The sequence below is a fragment of the Novosphingobium capsulatum NBRC 12533 genome (assembly GCF_001598375.1).
GTDB lineage: Bacteria > Pseudomonadota > Alphaproteobacteria > Sphingomonadales > Sphingomonadaceae > Novosphingobium > Novosphingobium capsulatum.
On sequence record NZ_BCYV01000006.1, the window covers coordinates 113,362 to 128,687 of the forward strand.

17 protein-coding genes are annotated in these 15,326 nt (G+C 66.8%); 10 read left to right on the plus strand and 7 right to left on the minus strand.

All coding sequences use genetic code 11. From position 1 onward, the window contains the following. Positions 1-6 precede the first annotated feature (6 nt). The 5 genes from dnaQ to SCA01S_RS21650 all read left to right on the plus strand — a co-directional run bounded on the left by dnaQ (position 7) and on the right by SCA01S_RS21650 (position 3,266). Positions 7-723 carry a DNA polymerase III subunit epsilon gene (dnaQ, locus tag SCA01S_RS04195; RefSeq protein WP_054131664.1) on the plus strand — a complete coding sequence of 239 codons (717 nt, stop codon included), beginning with the start codon at positions 7-9 and terminating at the stop codon, positions 721-723. A 75-nt stretch (positions 724-798) separates the two neighbouring features. Then, positions 799-1,380 (plus strand): ribosome hibernation-promoting factor, HPF/YfiA family, encoded by a 582-nt coding sequence (gene hpf / locus SCA01S_RS04200; protein WP_022676473.1) that lies wholly within the window; start codon positions 799-801, stop codon positions 1,378-1,380. A gap of 165 nt (positions 1,381-1,545) precedes the next feature. After that, entirely contained in the window at positions 1,546-2,007 is a 462-nt protein-coding gene (locus SCA01S_RS04205; protein ID WP_022676474.1) for a PTS sugar transporter subunit IIA, read from the plus strand. Positions 2,008-2,026: 19 nt separating this feature from the next. Beyond that, positions 2,027-2,380: a DUF1491 family protein gene (locus SCA01S_RS04210; protein WP_062783250.1), complete on the plus strand. Its 354-nt coding sequence runs from the start codon at positions 2,027-2,029 to the stop codon at positions 2,378-2,380. 193 nt (positions 2,381-2,573) lie between these two features. After that, positions 2,574-3,266, plus strand: coding sequence for a cell wall hydrolase (locus tag SCA01S_RS21650; RefSeq protein ID WP_245652437.1), 693 nt, complete (start codon positions 2,574-2,576; stop codon positions 3,264-3,266). Between the two features lie 19 nt (positions 3,267-3,285). Here the strand turns inward: SCA01S_RS21650 and SCA01S_RS04220 are convergent, their stop codons facing one another. Further along, positions 3,286-4,122, minus strand: coding sequence for a DUF815 domain-containing protein (locus SCA01S_RS04220; RefSeq protein ID WP_062783253.1), 837 nt, complete (start codon positions 4,120-4,122; stop codon positions 3,286-3,288). Positions 4,123-4,191: 69 nt separating this feature from the next. Between SCA01S_RS04220 and SCA01S_RS04225 the strand changes: the two genes are divergently transcribed. After that, the gene (locus SCA01S_RS04225) at positions 4,192-5,154 is read left to right on the plus strand and encodes an L-threonylcarbamoyladenylate synthase (RefSeq protein ID WP_054131666.1); all 963 of its coding nucleotides are present in this window, start codon (positions 4,192-4,194) and stop codon (positions 5,152-5,154) included. A gap of 5 nt (positions 5,155-5,159) precedes the next feature. Here SCA01S_RS04225 and SCA01S_RS04230 read toward each other — a convergent pair whose 3' ends face one another. The 6 genes from SCA01S_RS04230 to rpoZ all read right to left on the minus strand — a co-directional run bounded on the left by SCA01S_RS04230 (position 5,160) and on the right by rpoZ (position 10,290). Then, positions 5,160-5,417, minus strand: a complete 258-nt coding sequence (locus tag SCA01S_RS04230; protein WP_062783256.1) for a hypothetical protein — start codon at positions 5,415-5,417, stop codon at positions 5,160-5,162. Between the two features lie 131 nt (positions 5,418-5,548). Further along, a complete protein-coding gene (locus tag SCA01S_RS04235; protein ID WP_022675317.1) occupies positions 5,549-6,073 on the minus strand; it encodes a CarD family transcriptional regulator in 525 nt (174 codons plus the stop codon). Between the two features lie 494 nt (positions 6,074-6,567). Next, positions 6,568-6,906, minus strand: a complete 339-nt coding sequence (gene fdxA / locus SCA01S_RS04240) for a ferredoxin FdxA (protein ID WP_022675318.1) — start codon at positions 6,904-6,906, stop codon at positions 6,568-6,570. Between the two features lie 15 nt (positions 6,907-6,921). After that, positions 6,922-7,212, minus strand: coding sequence for an RNA-binding S4 domain-containing protein (locus tag SCA01S_RS04245; RefSeq protein ID WP_022675319.1), 291 nt, complete (start codon positions 7,210-7,212; stop codon positions 6,922-6,924). Positions 7,213-7,239: 27 nt separating this feature from the next. Next, entirely contained in the window at positions 7,240-9,834 is a 2,595-nt protein-coding gene (locus SCA01S_RS04250) for a helicase-related protein (RefSeq protein ID WP_054131668.1), read from the minus strand. A gap of 111 nt (positions 9,835-9,945) precedes the next feature. Continuing rightward, positions 9,946-10,290: a DNA-directed RNA polymerase subunit omega gene (rpoZ, locus tag SCA01S_RS04255; protein WP_022677787.1), complete on the minus strand. Its 345-nt coding sequence runs from the start codon at positions 10,288-10,290 to the stop codon at positions 9,946-9,948. 257 nt (positions 10,291-10,547) lie between these two features. On the opposite strand from rpoZ, the gene SCA01S_RS04260 reads away from it, so the two are divergent. From SCA01S_RS04260 to SCA01S_RS04275, 4 genes are all read left to right on the plus strand, one after another. Beyond that, entirely contained in the window at positions 10,548-11,234 is a 687-nt protein-coding gene (locus SCA01S_RS04260) for a PilZ domain-containing protein (protein ID WP_082350102.1), read from the plus strand. Between the two features lie 144 nt (positions 11,235-11,378). Further along, positions 11,379-12,977 carry an NAD(P)/FAD-dependent oxidoreductase gene (locus tag SCA01S_RS04265; protein ID WP_062783259.1) on the plus strand — a complete coding sequence of 533 codons (1,599 nt, stop codon included), beginning with the start codon at positions 11,379-11,381 and terminating at the stop codon, positions 12,975-12,977. A gap of 53 nt (positions 12,978-13,030) precedes the next feature. Beyond that, entirely contained in the window at positions 13,031-13,444 is a 414-nt protein-coding gene (locus tag SCA01S_RS04270; RefSeq protein ID WP_054131670.1) for a GtrA family protein, read from the plus strand. Then, positions 13,444-15,315 (plus strand): hypothetical protein, encoded by a 1,872-nt coding sequence (locus SCA01S_RS04275; RefSeq protein ID WP_062783262.1) that lies wholly within the window; start codon positions 13,444-13,446, stop codon positions 15,313-15,315. The genes SCA01S_RS04270 and SCA01S_RS04275 overlap by 1 nt, the downstream gene beginning before the upstream one ends. Positions 15,316-15,326: the final 11 nt, after the last annotated feature.

Consider the following 15,326-nt stretch of genomic DNA (forward strand, 5'->3'; position numbering starts at 1 on the left):
TTGGGCATGCGTGAGATCGTCTTCGACACCGAAACGACGGGACTCGATCCGCAAGGCGGTGACCGGCTGGTTGAACTCGGCTGTGTGGAAATGGTCAATCGGGTGCCCACCGGCGCCACCTATCACGCCTATTTCAACCCCGAACGCGACATGCCGGCAGAGGCTGAGGCCGTGCACGGCCTGTCGGCCGCCTTCCTGGCCGACAAGCCGCGCTTTGCCCAGTGTGCCGCCGATTTCCTGGAGTTCATCGGTGATGCGCCGCTGGTGGCGCACAACGCCGGGTTCGACTTCGGCTTCATCAACGCCGAACTTTCCGCCATCGGGATGGAGCCGGTCAGCCGCGATCGCATGGTCGATACCGTGGCGATCGCGCGGCGCAAGCATCCCGGCGCCAAGCTCAGCCTCGATGCGCTGTGCACCCGCTATGGCATCGATCGCAGCCATCGCACCAAGCACGGCGCGCTGCTCGATGCCGAGCTTCTGGCACAACTTTACGTCGAATTGATGGGTGGCCGGCAAATCGGCCTGGAACTTGCGGCAGAGGTCAGCGTCTCTTCTGCAGTTACCGGCGCTGTGGCCGCGGTTGCGGCCGTGGCCGAAGTGACTGTTGCCAAAACCACCCGGATCTTCCGCGAGCCCCGGCCGCATGCGGCCAGCGAAGCGGAATTGGCCCGCCATGCGGAGTTCATGGCGGGCATCAGCAACCCGCTCTGGTCGCGTTAGGTCTCGCTTGCGGCCCACTGTGCGGGCCGCAAGTGGCCTCGCGGTCAAAGCGGGCCCAAGAAGGAGAGAAGACCCATGGACATTCGCGTTTCGGGACACCAGGTCGAGGCCGGTGCCGCCTTTGAGGCCCACGCGGCCGATCGGCTTTCCGGCATTGTCGACAAGTACTTCTCCCGCGCGCTTTCCTCGCAGGTCACCCTGGGCAAGGCGCCGCACGGAGGTTTCCGCTGCGACATCATCACCCATGTGACGCAAGGGTTGATTCTCAAGGGCAGCGGCGTGGCCCAGGACGCGCACCAGGCGCTGGACCAGTCGGCCGAAAAGATCGACAAGCAGCTGCGCCGCTACAAGCGCCGGATCAAGGCCCATTCCGAAGGCGCCGATTTTGCCCGCCGCAGTGAAGACGCGGCCTATACCGTGTTCATGGTGGAAGAACCTGCGCACGATCAGGAAGAAGCCGAAGCTGCCGATGCGCCGCTGGTGATTGCCGAAACCCGGGTCGACGTGCCCACCGCGACGGTGTCTGACGCGGTGATCATGCTCGATCTGCGCAACACCAACGCGCTGCTGTTCAAGAACGCCGGCACCGGCGTGCACAACATGGTCTATCGCCGTGGCGATGGCTCGATCGGCTGGGTTGAACCGGCTGGCGCCTGATCTCTAAGCCCTGCCCGCAGGCCCATTTCGGGTTTGCGGGCAGTGCCATGACGGCATTGGCCAATTCACCCGTGATGCGTTCGGCGCTTGCATGGGGAACGAATAGAGCGCATGGCGCCGCCAACTTGACCGTGCCTTTACACAGGCTGTGGCGTTTTTCGTTTCATGACCGCACTTTTTTCCATTGATCCTCAGGCTGTCCGCGTCGTTCGCGCTGAATCCAAGGCGCAGATCCTGGATATGCTCGCCGCGTGCTTTGCCAGCGTCTATCGGCTCGACCGGGCGCAGGTGCAGGAACGCATCGAAGAGCGTGAGAGCCTGGGCAGCACCGGTTTCGGCCGTGGCGTGGCGATTCCCCATGCCCGGCTCGATGGCCTGTCGCGCCCGGTGGCGGTGTTCCTGCGGCTGGAAGAACCGGTCGATTTTGCCTCGGCCGATGGCATGCCGGTCGATTGCGTGTTCGGTCTCCTGTCTCCTGAACAGGCCGGCGCCGTGCATCTTCAGGCACTGGCCGCGATCAGCCGCCTGATGCGCGATGATCGCATGCACCAGCGACTGACCAGCGCGCCCGATGCCGACGCGCTCTATGCCGTGCTGGTCAACGTGATCGATCGCGACGCGGCCTGAACCGCGCGCACCCCAAGCCATGACAGCGCGCCTACCCGCAGGGATCGAGGCCAAAGGCTGGATCAGGGCCGCGCAGGCGGCTGGCGGCTTTGCCATGGTGCTGCACAAGGGCGATGCCGATGCCGGCACTATCGCCTTGGTGACATTGGAAAATCACCCCGAGCACGGGCACCTGGCGCAACTGTGGGAGCGCATGCCCCGCGCCGATGGTAGCCGGCCATGGACTGCTACCAAAGCGCAAGACCCGGAAATTAAACAAGATTTTAACGACTATATAGCGCGCAGAACTGCGGCTGATCCCGATTTGTGGCTGCTTGAACTGACCATCGCAGACGCACAACAGTTCATCGGGAACTTTGCCGGCGAAGGTTGACTCCCTTTCGCGCGTGGATAGACCCGGCGCCATCGAATTGCGCAGGCGGCGCCGCTTGGCATGGGGTCTTCAGGCGCTGGCACGCAGACGGGGGTTTACCGTTACGGCCCAAGGGGCATGGCTTTCGGCATGATTGCCGAAGCGCTGTGCTGCGCGCCGCAATCGGCCGATCACCGCCCAATGCAGATGGCTGATGACCGATCCGTTCCGCGTTGCCCGCCAGGCCCTTTCCAGCCTGCTTGCCGTGGCAATGCTGCTGGGCGCACCGCTTGCCCAGGCTCAGGAACCTGTTCACGCCCTGTCTGTTCACGCCCCCTCTGGCCCGCACGATCTCCAGGTCGTGGTGGCAGAAGGCTCCGCCAACGGGGCCATCACGCTTCCTTCTGCCGGCCCTGCCACCACCACGCTGCCGCCGGCGCGCGGCATGCTCGCCCTGGCCCCGGCACCTTCTGCCACCACCGGCGCGGTCAACCCTGCCAGTCTGGCTGATCTGGTGGCGGCAACGCCCGTTCCGGCCAACCTGTCAGCCGAGCTCGAATGCCTGGCTGGCGCAGTCTATTTCGAATCCAAGAGTGAGAGCCTGGCGGGCCAGTTGGCCGTTGCCCGCGTGATCGTGGCGCGCAGCCATTCGGGCCGCTATCCGTCATCCTATTGCGGCGTGGTGTTCCAGCCGTCGCAGTTCTCGTTCGTGCGCGGCCATGCCATGCCGGCGATCAACCACGCCAGCCGGTTCTGGGCCAATGCCGCGCGCATTGCCGTGATTGCCGATCAGGGCAGCTGGAAAAGCCCGGTCGAAGGTGCGCTGTTCTTCCACGCCGCGCGCGTTTCCCCGGCCTGGGGCAAGACCCGCCTGGCCGCCATCGGCGGGCATATCTTCTACCGCTGAGCGTTACTGAACCGGCGCCTTACAGTGCCTTGCCGGCGCGACCGGCCAGCTCATTGACGTATTGCCAGGCCACGCGGCCCGAACGGCTGCCGCGCCGCTTGGACCATTCCAGCGCATCGCCCGCGTCGAACGGCAGGGCCAGTTCGGCGCAATAGCCAGCGATGATTGCCAGGTAATCGTCCTGGTTGCAGGCATGAAAGCCCAGCGACAGGCCAAAGCGATCAGCGAGGGCCAGGCGATCGTCCACTGCATCGCGCGGATTGATCGGATCATCCTGCTCGCTCATGTGGCGTTCCACGATCGCGCGGCGGTTTGACGTCACGGCCAGGCGCACATTGGCCGGCCGCGCTTCCACCCCGCCTTCCAGCCACGAACGCAGCAGGCGCGCGCCTTCGGCATCGCCAGCATCAAAGCCGAGATCGTCGAGCAGGACCAGGAACTGGCGCGGCACCCCGCGCAACTGCGCAAACAGCAGCGGCAGGCTGGCATCGGGCATGGCCTGGACCAGGGCGATGGCGCCGGGGTGGGCAGCGTCGGCGGCGTTCACCGCGGCGCGCAGCACCGCCGATTTGCCCATGCCGCGCGATCCCCACAGCAGCATGTCATGCGCGGCCGCACCACGGGCCAGCCGCGCCACGTTGTCCACCACTGCGGCCTTTTGCGCATCGATGCCGCGCATCAGTGGCAGGCTCGGCGCCTCCAGCCGTTCCACCGCGCGTGCGGTCTGCCCCAGCCAGACATAGCCGGGATGGGTCAACCAGTTCACCTGGGGCGGCGCCGGCGGCGCCAGCCGCTCCAGCGCTTCGGCAATGCGGGTAAGCAGCGTTTCGGGCAGGCTGTGCGGCTGATCGATCATCACGTGGGCAACTTTGCGGCTAAGGGGATGCTTTGCAAAAGGCGCGCAGTCGCGATAGCGACGGCAGCCATGACGTCCAACCCCTTTTCCGACCCCTTGCCGCCCGAAATCCGCCCCGCAGACGATGATGGCGTCGCGGCTGCCATCGCCGTGCTGGCGGCGGGCGGAACCGTCGCCGTACCGACCGAGACCGTCTATGGCCTGGCGGCGCGGGCTGATCGCGATGCGGCGGTGGCGGGTATCTATCGCGCCAAGGGGCGGCCCGATTTCAACCCACTGATCGTGCATGTGCCCGATCTGGCGGCGGCAGAGCGTCTGGCGGTGCTGGATGACCGGGCCAAGGCCCTGGCGGCTGCGTTCTGGCCAGGCGCGCTGACCCTGGTCGTGCCACGCCGCGCCGACAGCGGCCTGGCCACGGCCGTGAGTGCCGGCCTGCCCACCGTCGCGCTGCGCTGCCCGGCTCATCCGGCGATGCAGGCGGTGCTGCGTCAATCCGGCCTGCCCCTGGCGGCGCCATCGGCCAACCGCAGCGGCGCGATCAGCCCGACCAGCGCGGCCCATGTCGCTGCCTCGCTCGGGCGGCGGGTGGATCTGGTGCTCGATGGCGGCGAAACCCGGCAGGGGATCGAATCGACGATCGTTGGCCTGCGGCCCGAGGGCGGTTGGGCCTTGCTGCGCCCCGGCCCGATCACCGGCGCCGAAATCGCCGCCGTGCTGGGCGAGGAGGCCGAACAAGGCCCGTCGCGCGGGATCGAGGCCCCGGGCCAGCTGGCCAGCCACTATGCCCCGGGAAAGCCGGTGCGCCTGGGCGCGGAGCACGCGCAGACGGACGAGTTCATGATCGGTTTCGGCGCGGTCTCAGGCGATGTCACGCTCTCGGCCCAGGGTGACCTGGCCGAGGCGGCCGCGCGCCTCTACGCCTGCCTACACGACGGCGCAGCGGCACGTCAGCCGCGTATTGCCATTGCCCCGGTGCCGGATGAGGGCATCGGCGCGGCGATCAACGATCGCCTGCGCCGGGCCGCAGTCTGAAAACCTTATTGCGGGTTGTTGAGATCGTTGACCACGGCCTGCGCGGCCGTGGCGCGGGCGCAAGCGCGGCGGTTGCCCTTCTTGCAGGCGGCCTGCTCGTTCGCCAGGCGGGCCTGCGCCTTGGCCAGCGCCTGCGCATGGGCCTGAGCACGCTGGGCCTGGGCGGCCGGATCAGGCCGGGTTGGATCGCGCGGGGCGGCGTTCTGCGCCGCACAGGCAGCCAGGGCCAGGGGAAGGGTCAGGACGATCACCTTGCGCAACATGCATTTGCCTTTCCAATGGCGGGTCTTCCAGGCGTTTGCACCAGCCCCTGCCCCGCCGCCAAACGAAAAAGGCCGCCGGTGGTTCCGGCGGCCCGTTTCACGTGAAACATCTGTTCGGCAGGTTGCGCCGGTCAGACCGTTTCGTAGTACTTGGGAGCATGCTCGTTGAGGATCGCGAGGATCTTCTTGAGCGCGGCCGGCTCGTCGGTCTTTTCCATCGCGGCGAGTTCGCGGGCCAGGCGCGAAGACGCGGCTTCGAAGATCTGCCGTTCGGAATAGCTCTGTTCCGGCTGGTCATCGGCGCGGAACAAGTCGCGAGTCACTTCGGCGATCGAGACGAGGTCGCCGGAGTTGATCTTGGCTTCGTATTCCTGGGCGCGGCGCGACCACATGGTGCGCTTGACCTTGGGCTTGCCCTTGAGCGTATCGAGCGCTTCGCGCAGGGTCTTGTCCGAAGACAGCTTGCGCATGCCGATCGCTTCGACCTTGTTGACCGGAACGCGAAGCGTCATGCGCTCCTTTTCAAAGCGGAGCACGTAGAGCTCCAGCTTCATGCCCGCGATTTCTTCCTGCTGAAGCTCGACCACGCGGCCGACACCATGCTTCGGGTAAACGACGTAATCCCCAACATCGAAGGCAAGAGCCTTGGCTGCCATTTCTTATCCTTTCGACGCCGGCAGACGGGACGGCGGGGGCGGGATGCCCGGCTAGGAAAAACCATGACGGCGAACCGAATATGCCTGTGACACTCCACCCTGCCCGGTCTGGTTGATCCGGTGCGGGGCTGGTCCCGGGGAGCGTGAACTGGCAAAGAACCGTTTTAAGCCCGGCCAAGGCCCTGCGATCGACGAGGCGATCCGATAGCGCGATCCGTCAGCGTTTTCCGTGTGCCGCCTGTTTCTGCCTTCTCGTAACAAAAAGGGCGCCCGGCAAAGGATTTGCCCGGCGCTTGATGGCTATATAGCAGCATTGTGGCAAAATTACCAGAGCCGAGACAGCAAAAGGCATGCGCCTTTTGGCCGCGCCCGGCCAAAAAGCCGGGGCAGCCCGATTTCCGGCGCTGGATCGGGGCATGGATCAAGCCCCGTCTGGCGCAATCAGCCGCGCGACAAAGGGGCGCGAATCACCCCTGGCGCGGTTGCCGGTTCGCTCAGTCCCCTTCGCCCGGCTCGGGCGAGAACTGGGTTTCGAACTTGTTTTCCACGCCCTTCCAGGCGTCGGCATCGGCCGGCGCGTCCTTCTTGGTCGTGATATTCGGCCATTCGGCAGAATACTTGGTGTTCAGCTCCAGCCACTGCTCCAGCCCGCTTTCGGTGTCGGGCAGGATCGCTTCGGCGGGGCATTCCGGTTCGCACACGCCGCAGTCGATGCATTCGCTGGGGTTGATCACCAGCATGTTGTCGCCTTCATAGAAGCAGTCGACAGGACACACTTCCACGCAGTCCATGTACTTGCAGCGGATGCAGGCATCGGTGACGACGTAAGTCATGCTGTGGGTATTTCCTCAAGGCTCGATTTCGGGCCGTGCTAGAGGCGCGAGGGGCGCCGCGTCAAGCACCCGATAGCATCCTTGTGCCTCAAGGGCAGGCCCGCGGCGTGCCGGAAGGGTGATAATCTCGATCACGCGCACCGAATTGCGCAAGGGTAGGACCAGGACATCCCCCGACTTCACGCCCGCGCTGCAGCGTTCGACGCGACGGCCGTTGAGGCGAATGTGCCCTTCTTCCACCCAGCCCTGGGCAAGCCCCCGGCTGCCGGCAAAGCGCAGGAACCACAGCAACTTGTCTATCCGCATTGCTCCTCCCTCGTGATCGCTTTTCCTTTATCGCAGCAACGTGGCCAGCGCGGCAAAGGCGCCGCTGGCCGGTGCCGGTTGCACCGGCGCGCGCGAGGCCTGCTGGTTGGATTTGCTGTTCCTGGCCGGTGGCGTGGCCGGCCGTGGCGGGCGCCAGTCCCACAACGGCGGTGCGGGCGGCCCGGCCTGCCCTTCGGCCAGCGGGCGCGGCATCGCGGCGCGGAAGCCGGCAGCGCGCAGCAGATTGGCATAGCCGGCGGTGGACAGGCCCATCGAGCGGGCCAGCGCCGGATCGAGCACGAAGCGGCGGCCTTTTGCGCCCTGGCGCACGCCGTGTGCGGCATGGAGCAGCTTTTCCGCCATGTCGACGCGCAACGCCTGCGGGCCGGTGCGGCGATAGCCCAGCGGAATATCCTTTTGCGCCAGCACTGGCGTCATGCCGCCCGGCGGCGGGGCGGTGGGAGCCAGGCCCCAGACCTTGGCCAGGGCCGCCCAGGCGGCCAGCGGCGCGGCGCGCAGGGCCGCGGGCACGAACACGTCGAGCGCACCAACCTGGATGCCCAGGCGGCGCGCCAGAGCGCGCTGCGCCGGTGTCAGGTCTTCCAGGCGGGCATGGTCGCGCGCGATAACCCCACCGCTTTCCACCAGGTGCAGCGCCAGCGCGCGCAGCGCGGCCCCTGCCGCAGGATCGCGGGCGGCATCGGCCAGGCGGCGCAACGGTCGCAAGGCGGTGGCGAGGTTCTGCTCAAGCCATTGCGCCAGCGCCGCCTGTACCTTGTCACGCGCGGCCGGGCCCGCGCGCTCCAGCGCAGGTTCGAGCGCGAGGCGCGGCTCAAGCACGGTGCGGCCCTTGGCGAGGCGGGCAACGGCAAGACCGCGCCACTGCACCTGCCCGTCGGCGAGGGCGATATCCTTGCCGGTAGCAGCGTCGCTCGCCAATTCGGCCAGGCGCGTGGCGAGCAGGCCCGGCAGGTGCCGTTCGGCCGCAGCCAGCAGCAGCTTGCGATCGGCCGCGCGGGCGAGCGGATCGACCACGAAGCGAAACCCTTCGAGATGGCCAATGGCTTCATCGTCGACCAGCACGGCGCCATCGTCGCCCAGGCGCACCGGCAGCAGCGAGGCGTCGGCCCCAGCCTTGCGCATCAGCACCGTGGTGCGGCGGTTGACGAAGCGTTCGGTCAGCCGCCCGTGCAGCGCATCGGACAGGCGCGTTTCCACGGCGCGGGCGCGCGCGGCCATCTCGTCGCGGGCCAGCACCCAGTCTGGCCGTTGGGCAATGTAGGACCAGCTGCGAATCGCCGCGATGCGGCCTTGCAGCGTGTCGATATCGCCCGAGGGATTGTCGAGCTGGGCAATCGCCTGGGCGACATAATCCGCGCCAAGGTAACCGCCGCGCAGATCCTGCCACAGCCGCGCCACGAACCGCGCATGGGTTTCCGCGCCCTGCTGGCGGAAATCGGGCAACGAACAGACATGCCAGAAACGTTCGACGCTGCGCGCGCCCCGCACCGTGGCGGCCACGTCCGGCTCTTCGGCCAGGCGGCGCAGCACGGCCAGGTCGATCGCCTCGGGCGGGGTGGCGAGTTCGGGGCGCGGTGGCGGGCTTTCCAGGTCGGCGATGAGCGTGGCCAAGGTATCGAAGCGCGGCTCCGCCTCACGCCAGAACAGGCGGGTCAGCGGGGGGAAGCGATGCTCTTCGATGGCATAGACTTCCTCGTCGGTAAATTCGGGATCGCGGCCGCCCGTGCCAGCCAGCGTGCCGAACGTGCCGTCCTTGTGATGCCGTCCGGCGCGCCCGGCGATCTGGGCCATTTCCGCCGTGGTCAGCCGGCGATGGCGATGGCCGTCGTATTTCGACAGGCCAGCAAAGGCGACATGCTCGACATCGAGGTTGAGGCCCATGCCCACGGCGTCGGTCGCCACGAGGTAATCGACCTCGCCCGACTGGTACATCGCCACCTGGGCGTTGCGGGTCTGCGGGCTTAGCGCGCCCATGACCACCGCCGCGCCACCGCGAAACCGGCGCAGCATTTCGGCCATGACATAGACCTGCTCGGCCGAGAACGCGACGATCGCGCTGCGCGGGGGAATGCGGCTGAGTTTCTTGGCGCCGACGTGGCTGAGCGTGGAAAAGCGTGGCCGCGTGACGATTTCGGCCTCGGGGACCAGGACCTTGACCATCGGCTCCAGCGTGGCGGAGCCCAGCAGCATGGTTTCCTCGCGCCCGCGCGCGTGCAGCAGGCGATCGGTGAAAATATGGCCGCGTTCGGGATCGGCGGACAGCTGCGCCTCGTCGAGCGCGACGAAAGCGAGGTCGGGCCGCGCCGGCATGGCTTCGGCGGTGCACAGCAGCCAGCGCGCGCCCTTTGGTTCGATTCGCTCCTCGCCGGTGATCAGCGCGACTTGCGCCGGCCCCTTGATCGCGCAGACCCGGTCATAGACCTCGCGCGCGAGCAGGCGCAGCGGAAAGCCGATCGCGCCAGAAGAGTGCGCGCAGAGCCGCTCGATCGCGAGATGGGTCTTGCCGGTGTTGGTCGGGCCGAGCACGGCCTTGATCGTGCCGCCTGACGGGCGATTCGCCGACGAGGTCACTCGCGGAGAGGCGGGCACGCGGTTGGCCATGGCCCCAGATGTGGCGGGCGTGCGGCGCACATGCAAGAAGGCGCCGTGGAATTATCCCCGGCGCCCTGCTTGATCGTGCCGAAACCCAGCTGAGCCGGATTTCAGGGCCTGTTACGCGTCGTAATCGGCGCCCAGCGAGGTGTTGCGCACTGGCGCCGCAGCCGTGATGCGCAGCGCTTCGGCCGACTGGGAAAGCGAGCCGATTTCATCGACTTCGTCATCGTCGTCGGGCAGCACGCGCTGCAGCGACTGGATGAGGTTTTCCTTGAGAATGGTGGGGCGCACCGTCTCTTCGGCAATTTCACGCAGGGCCACGACCGGGTTCTTGTCGCGGTCGCGGTCGACGGTCAGTTCGGCACCGCCCGAAATCGCGCGGGCGCGTTCGGCGGCCAGCAGAACCAGATCGAAACGGTTGGAAACCTTGTCGACGCAATCTTCGACGGTAACGCGCGCCATGGGCACTCCGAAAAATGGAAATGATCGGGGAAAGCGTGCAGCTAGGTAGGCGCGGACGAAAAGTCAAGGAACTTGGCATATCTAGCGGTTCCCCACCGTCACCGGCCGCGCGCGTTGCCGTGCGAAGAGAAAGTGTTTTTGCACGAATACCGCAAATAAGGGTAACGCTCGGGCAAGACTTGGTGGATAAGATGAACAATACCGGGTTCGTGTGCGCCCGGCCAAAGGGGGAACGCACGCAATTGGAGATCAGGGCAGTGGCCCAGCGCAACGATCTGCCCGAGGAACCCGGGCAAGACATCGCCGCCCCATCGGCCGGTGCTGACGCATCGGCCGGCGCCGACATGCGCGCCGCGCCCCGTTTCACGCTGCTGATTCGCGCGGCCAAGCTGATCGTCGATGGCGGCGAGTTTCTGTGCATCCTGCGCGATGCCTCGGCCACCGGCGTCAAGATTCGCCTGTTCACCCCCATTCCCGATCACCAGACCCTGGCGATCGAACTGGGCAACGGCGATCGCCATGCGGCGCGCCTGGTGTGGACCACGGGCGATCACGCCGGCCTGCAGTTCCTGCAGGAAATCGACGTGCAGCGCCTGATCGACGAGCGCGACGGCGCCTATCCGCGCCGCCAGGTGCGGCTGCGCCTGATGCTTGATGCCGTGCTGCATTCCGGCGGCGAAAGCGTGCATGTGCAGTTCCACGACATTTCGCAGCAGGGCGCCTGCATCGAATGCGAAAAGTGGTTGATGGTGCACGAACTGGTGCGCCTGGATACCGGGGTAATGCCCTCGATCTATGCCAAGGTGCGCTGGCGCAACCACCCGCGCTATGGCCTGGTGTTCGAGCAGACCTTCAAGCTGGATGAACTGGCGCGCATTTCCGCGCCGTTGCAATTGGGCCAGGCCCTGTCCGATGCCGCGCGTCGCAAGGGCCAGCCCGATTGAGCCCCGGCGTGGGTCTGTCCCGCGCTGTGCCCAATCGGGGAAACCCCCGCAATATCCGGCAAGAACTGCTTAACGTTAACTGTCCCTTATCCATTTTCCTTCATCCCGAGAGCATCAGCGAATCCGCTTGGACGGGGGCATGGGATGGTTAACGTGGTGGGCACTTCGGGGGATGAAGGCCGTCAGTACGATGTCGATGTGGCGATCATCGGTGCAGGCCCGGCGGGCCTGACCGCCGGCTACCTGCTGACCAAGCAGGGGCTTTCGGTGGCGATCATCGAGAAGGACACCCGCTATGTCGGCGGGATCAGCCGCACGGTGGAACACGAAGGCTATCGCTTTGATATCGGCGGCCATCGCTTCTTTTCCAAATCGCAGGCGGTGGTCGATCTGTGGAACGAGATCCTGCCTGATGACTTCATCCAGCGCCCGCGGATGAGCCGGATCTACTACGAGGGCAAATTCTATTCCTATCCGCTGCGCGCGTTTGAGGCGCTGTTCAACCTCGGCATCATGCGCTCCACCCTGTGCATGGCCAGCTATGTGAAGGCCAAGGCCTTCCCCAAGAAGACCGTGCGCAGCTTCGAGGACTGGACCACCAACCAGTTCGGGCAGAAGCTCTATTCGATCTTCTTCAAGACCTATACCGAGAAGGTCTGGGGCATGCCCTGCAACGAGATGAGCGCCGACTGGGCCGCGCAGCGCATCAAGGGGCTCTCGCTCGGCGCGGCCGTGCTCGACGGGTTCAAGCGTAGCCTGGGCCTCAACAAGAAGCCCAACGATGGCATGGCGACCAAGACGCTCTTGGAAACCTTCCGCTATCCGCGCCTGGGGCCGGGCATGATGTGGGAAGCTGCGCGCGACAAGATCCTCGCCAAGGGTGGCCATATCCTGATGGGCCACGCGATGAAGCAGCTGGCCAGCGATGGCCAGGGCGGCTGGCGCCTGAGCGCCACGCCGGCCGAAGGCGGCGAAACCATGATCCGCGCCCGCCATGCGATTTCCTCGGCCCCGATGCGCGAGCTGGCAGCCCGGATGCATCCGCTGCCGCAGACCACGATCGAGGCCAACGACCTCAAGTACCGCGATTTCCTGACCGTGGCGCTCAAGATCCGCTCGGAAGACCTGTTCCCCGACAACTGGATCTATATCCACGACAGCAAGGTCAAGGTTGGCCGCATTCAGAACTTCCGCTCGTGGTCGCCCGAAATGGTGCCCGACGACAGCGTGGCCTGCGTGGGCCTGGAATACTTCTGCTTTGAAGGCGACGATCTGTGGGCATCGAGCGATGCTGACCTGATCGCCCTTGCCACGCGCGAGATGCAGATCCTGGGCCTGGTGCAGCCCGACCAGGTGATCGGCGGCGTGGTGGTGCGCCAGGAAAAGGCCTATCCGGTCTATGATGATAGCTATGCCGCCAATGTTGCGGCGATGCGCACCGAACTGGAAGCGGCCTATCCCACGCTGCACCTGGTGGGGCGCAACGGCATGCACCGCTATAACAATCAGGATCACGCGATGATGACCGCGATGCTGACGGTGGAAAACATCGTGGCCGAGCGCCGCCTCTATGACACTTGGTGCGTCAACGAAGACGCCGAGTATCACGAGGCCGGGGCCGAAGGCGCGGACGCGGGCCTGCCCAGCACCCGCCCGGTCACGCCCGACCAGGCTGCCGCGCTGGCATCGGTGCGCCAAGTTCCCGAACGCATCGCCGCGGCGCCGGATCGCCGCGCCGCCTGATGGTCTGACGGTTTTCCGTGCGGTAATTCTTGGCCGAAAGGCGATGGACGGCAATGACGGCGATGATCATGCCCCTGTTTCAGCGATTGGGCCAGCACACGCTGGTGCGCTATATCCTCGCCAGCGTAGGGGCGCTGGCGGTGGATATCGGCAGTTTCCTGGCGCTGCTGGCGCTGGGCGTGCCGGCCATGGCGGCCTCGGCGCTGGGCTATGCCCTGGGCATTGCCGCGCACTGGTTGCTGTCGAGCCGCGCGGTCTTTGCCGAGAACGTCGCCGCATCGGGCCCGGCGCGGCTGCGGCAGCAGGCGCTGTTCGTGGGATCGGCGCTGGTCGGCCTGGCGATCACCACGCTGGTGGTGGGCGGCATGGTGCAGCTGGGGCTTGATCCGCGCACGGCCAAGATCGTGGCCATCGCGCTGAGCTTTGCCGCCACCTGGGTGCTGCGCAAGCAGGTGGTGTTTCGCTGATGACCGTGCTGGCTTCGGTGCGCGCCGATCGCGTTTCCCCTGCTCCCGATCAGACCTCGTCCCCGCCCCCACCCGGCGCCACGGCCAGCGCGCCGCTGCGCTGGTGGATGGTGCTGGGCATCTGGGCGCTGATCGTGGGGCTGCAACTCCTGATCTTTGCGCGCGATATTCCCGGCATGCGCATGGGCGATCCCGATGATGTGCTGCGTCTGGTGCAGGTGCGCGATCTGCTGAGCGGGCAGGCGTGGTTCGATCTGCACCAGTACCGCATCATGGCGCCAGAAGGCGTGCTGATGCACTGGTCGCGGCTGGTCGATCTGCCGCTGGCGGCAGTGATCCTGGCCTTGCGCCCGCTGCTGGGCACGGCCAACGCAGAAATTGCCGCGGCGGTGATCGTTCCGGCGCTGACCGTGCTGTGCACGGTGGCCTTGGCGATGCACGCGGCCAACCGCCTGTTCGGCTGCGACACTGCCGTGGCGGCCGGCATCATCGTCGGGCTTTCGGGCATCGTGCTGCACCAGATGCAGCCGCTGCGCATCGATCACCATGGCTGGCAGATCGTTTCTGCGCTGGGTGCCGTGGTCGGGCTGCATGCGCGCGATCCGCGTCGTGGCGGCTGGGTGCTCGGCCTGGCGCTGGCCGCCGGGCTCACTGTTTCGCTGGAAGGCCTACCGCTCACCGCGCTGTTCATCGGCGTGGTTGCCGTGCGTGCACTGCTCGATGGGCAGTGGCAGCGGCTGGGCCATGCGGCGGTGGCGCTGGCGCTGGGCACCGCCGGCCTGTTCCTGGCCTGCCGTGGCCTTCGCGACATGGTCGAACATTGCGATGCCGTCTCCCCGATGCACATCGCCGCGCTCGGCTGGGTGGCGCTGTGCGGCGCCGGCCTGGCGTGGTGGCGCCCTTCCCAGCGCCCGGCTTCACGTCTTGTGGCACTGGGCGTGCTGGCTATCGCCGCCGGCGGCGCGGCCGCCATCGTCGCGCTGGCCGCCCCACAATGCGCCACGGGCGCCTTCGGTGGGCTTGATCCCTATGTGAAAAGCCATTGGCTGGACAACGTGCGCGAAGGGCGCCCGATCTGGGAAACCACGCTGCACAATGCGATCGCGCTGATCGGTGCGGTGCCGCTGGGGCTGTGGGCCTGCTGGCGCCTGATCCAGAGCGCGCCATCCATGCCGGAGCGGCTGCGCTGGGTGCAGCATGGCCTGGTCCTGCTCGGCGCCGTGGCGGTGGGGGCGATGGTCAGTCGGGCGATGGCCACGGCGGTGGGCATCGCCATCCTGCCTGCGGCCTGGCAGGTGCGGCAATGGCGCCTGGTGGCCGTAGCGCAGACCAGCTCCGCGCGCCGCATGGGCGTCAACGTGCTGATGCTGCTGGCGGCATTGCCAATCCTGCCGATCGCGCTGGGCGAGACGGCCTGGGCCAAGCTGGGCCATCCGCCTGCGGATCGCGACTTTGCCATGGGCAGCCTGCGCGGATGCGATTTCGATCGTGGCGTGGGCGCGCTGGCGGCAATGCCTGCCACAGATATCTTTGCCCCCGTCGATATCGGCCCGGATATCCTGCTGCGCACGCACCAGCGCGTGGTCGCCACCGGGCATCACCGCGCCGCTGCCGCGATCAGCGATGTGATGCACGGCTTCCTGGCCGATCCCGAACAGGCGCGCGCCTATGTGGCCAAGCGCCATGCCACGCTGGTGGTGGTGTGCACCGTGGCGCCCGAGATGCACCTCTATCGCCGCCAGGCGCCCCATGGCCTGGCCGCCGCGCTGCTGGCCGGCACGCCGCCCTCATGGCTGCGCCCGATCGCCTTGCCGACAACGGCCAAGACGCCCAGCAACATCGCCGCGTGGCAGGTCGTGGCGCCGCGCTGAACGATCAGCGC

Bases quoted from the DNA above. Each gene is read 5' to 3' on its own strand.
- dnaQ (WP_054131664.1), top strand. From the start codon at position 7: ATGCGTGAGATCGTCTTCGACACCGAAACGACGGGACTCGATCCGCAA.
- hpf (WP_022676473.1), top strand. From the start codon at position 799: ATGGACATTCGCGTTTCGGGACACCAGGTCGAGGCCGGTGCCGCCTTT.
- SCA01S_RS04205 (WP_022676474.1), top strand. From the start codon at position 1,546: ATGACCGCACTTTTTTCCATTGATCCTCAGGCTGTCCGCGTCGTTCGC.
- SCA01S_RS04210 (WP_062783250.1), top strand. From the start codon at position 2,027: ATGACAGCGCGCCTACCCGCAGGGATCGAGGCCAAAGGCTGGATCAGG.
- SCA01S_RS21650 (WP_245652437.1), top strand. From the start codon at position 2,574: ATGACCGATCCGTTCCGCGTTGCCCGCCAGGCCCTTTCCAGCCTGCTT.
- SCA01S_RS04220 (WP_062783253.1), bottom strand. From the start codon at position 4,122: ATGATCGATCAGCCGCACAGCCTGCCCGAAACGCTGCTTACCCGCATT.
- SCA01S_RS04225 (WP_054131666.1), top strand. From the start codon at position 4,192: ATGACGTCCAACCCCTTTTCCGACCCCTTGCCGCCCGAAATCCGCCCC.
- SCA01S_RS04230 (WP_062783256.1), bottom strand. From the start codon at position 5,417: ATGTTGCGCAAGGTGATCGTCCTGACCCTTCCCCTGGCCCTGGCTGCC.
- SCA01S_RS04235 (WP_022675317.1), bottom strand. From the start codon at position 6,073: ATGGCAGCCAAGGCTCTTGCCTTCGATGTTGGGGATTACGTCGTTTAC.
- fdxA (WP_022675318.1), bottom strand. From the start codon at position 6,906: ATGACTTACGTCGTCACCGATGCCTGCATCCGCTGCAAGTACATGGAC.
- SCA01S_RS04245 (WP_022675319.1), bottom strand. From the start codon at position 7,212: ATGCGGATAGACAAGTTGCTGTGGTTCCTGCGCTTTGCCGGCAGCCGG.
- SCA01S_RS04250 (WP_054131668.1), bottom strand. From the start codon at position 9,834: ATGGCCAACCGCGTGCCCGCCTCTCCGCGAGTGACCTCGTCGGCGAAT.
- rpoZ (WP_022677787.1), bottom strand. From the start codon at position 10,290: ATGGCGCGCGTTACCGTCGAAGATTGCGTCGACAAGGTTTCCAACCGT.
- SCA01S_RS04265 (WP_062783259.1), top strand. From the start codon at position 11,379: ATGGTTAACGTGGTGGGCACTTCGGGGGATGAAGGCCGTCAGTACGAT.
- SCA01S_RS04270 (WP_054131670.1), top strand. From the start codon at position 13,031: ATGACGGCGATGATCATGCCCCTGTTTCAGCGATTGGGCCAGCACACG.
- SCA01S_RS04275 (WP_062783262.1), top strand. From the start codon at position 13,444: ATGACCGTGCTGGCTTCGGTGCGCGCCGATCGCGTTTCCCCTGCTCCC.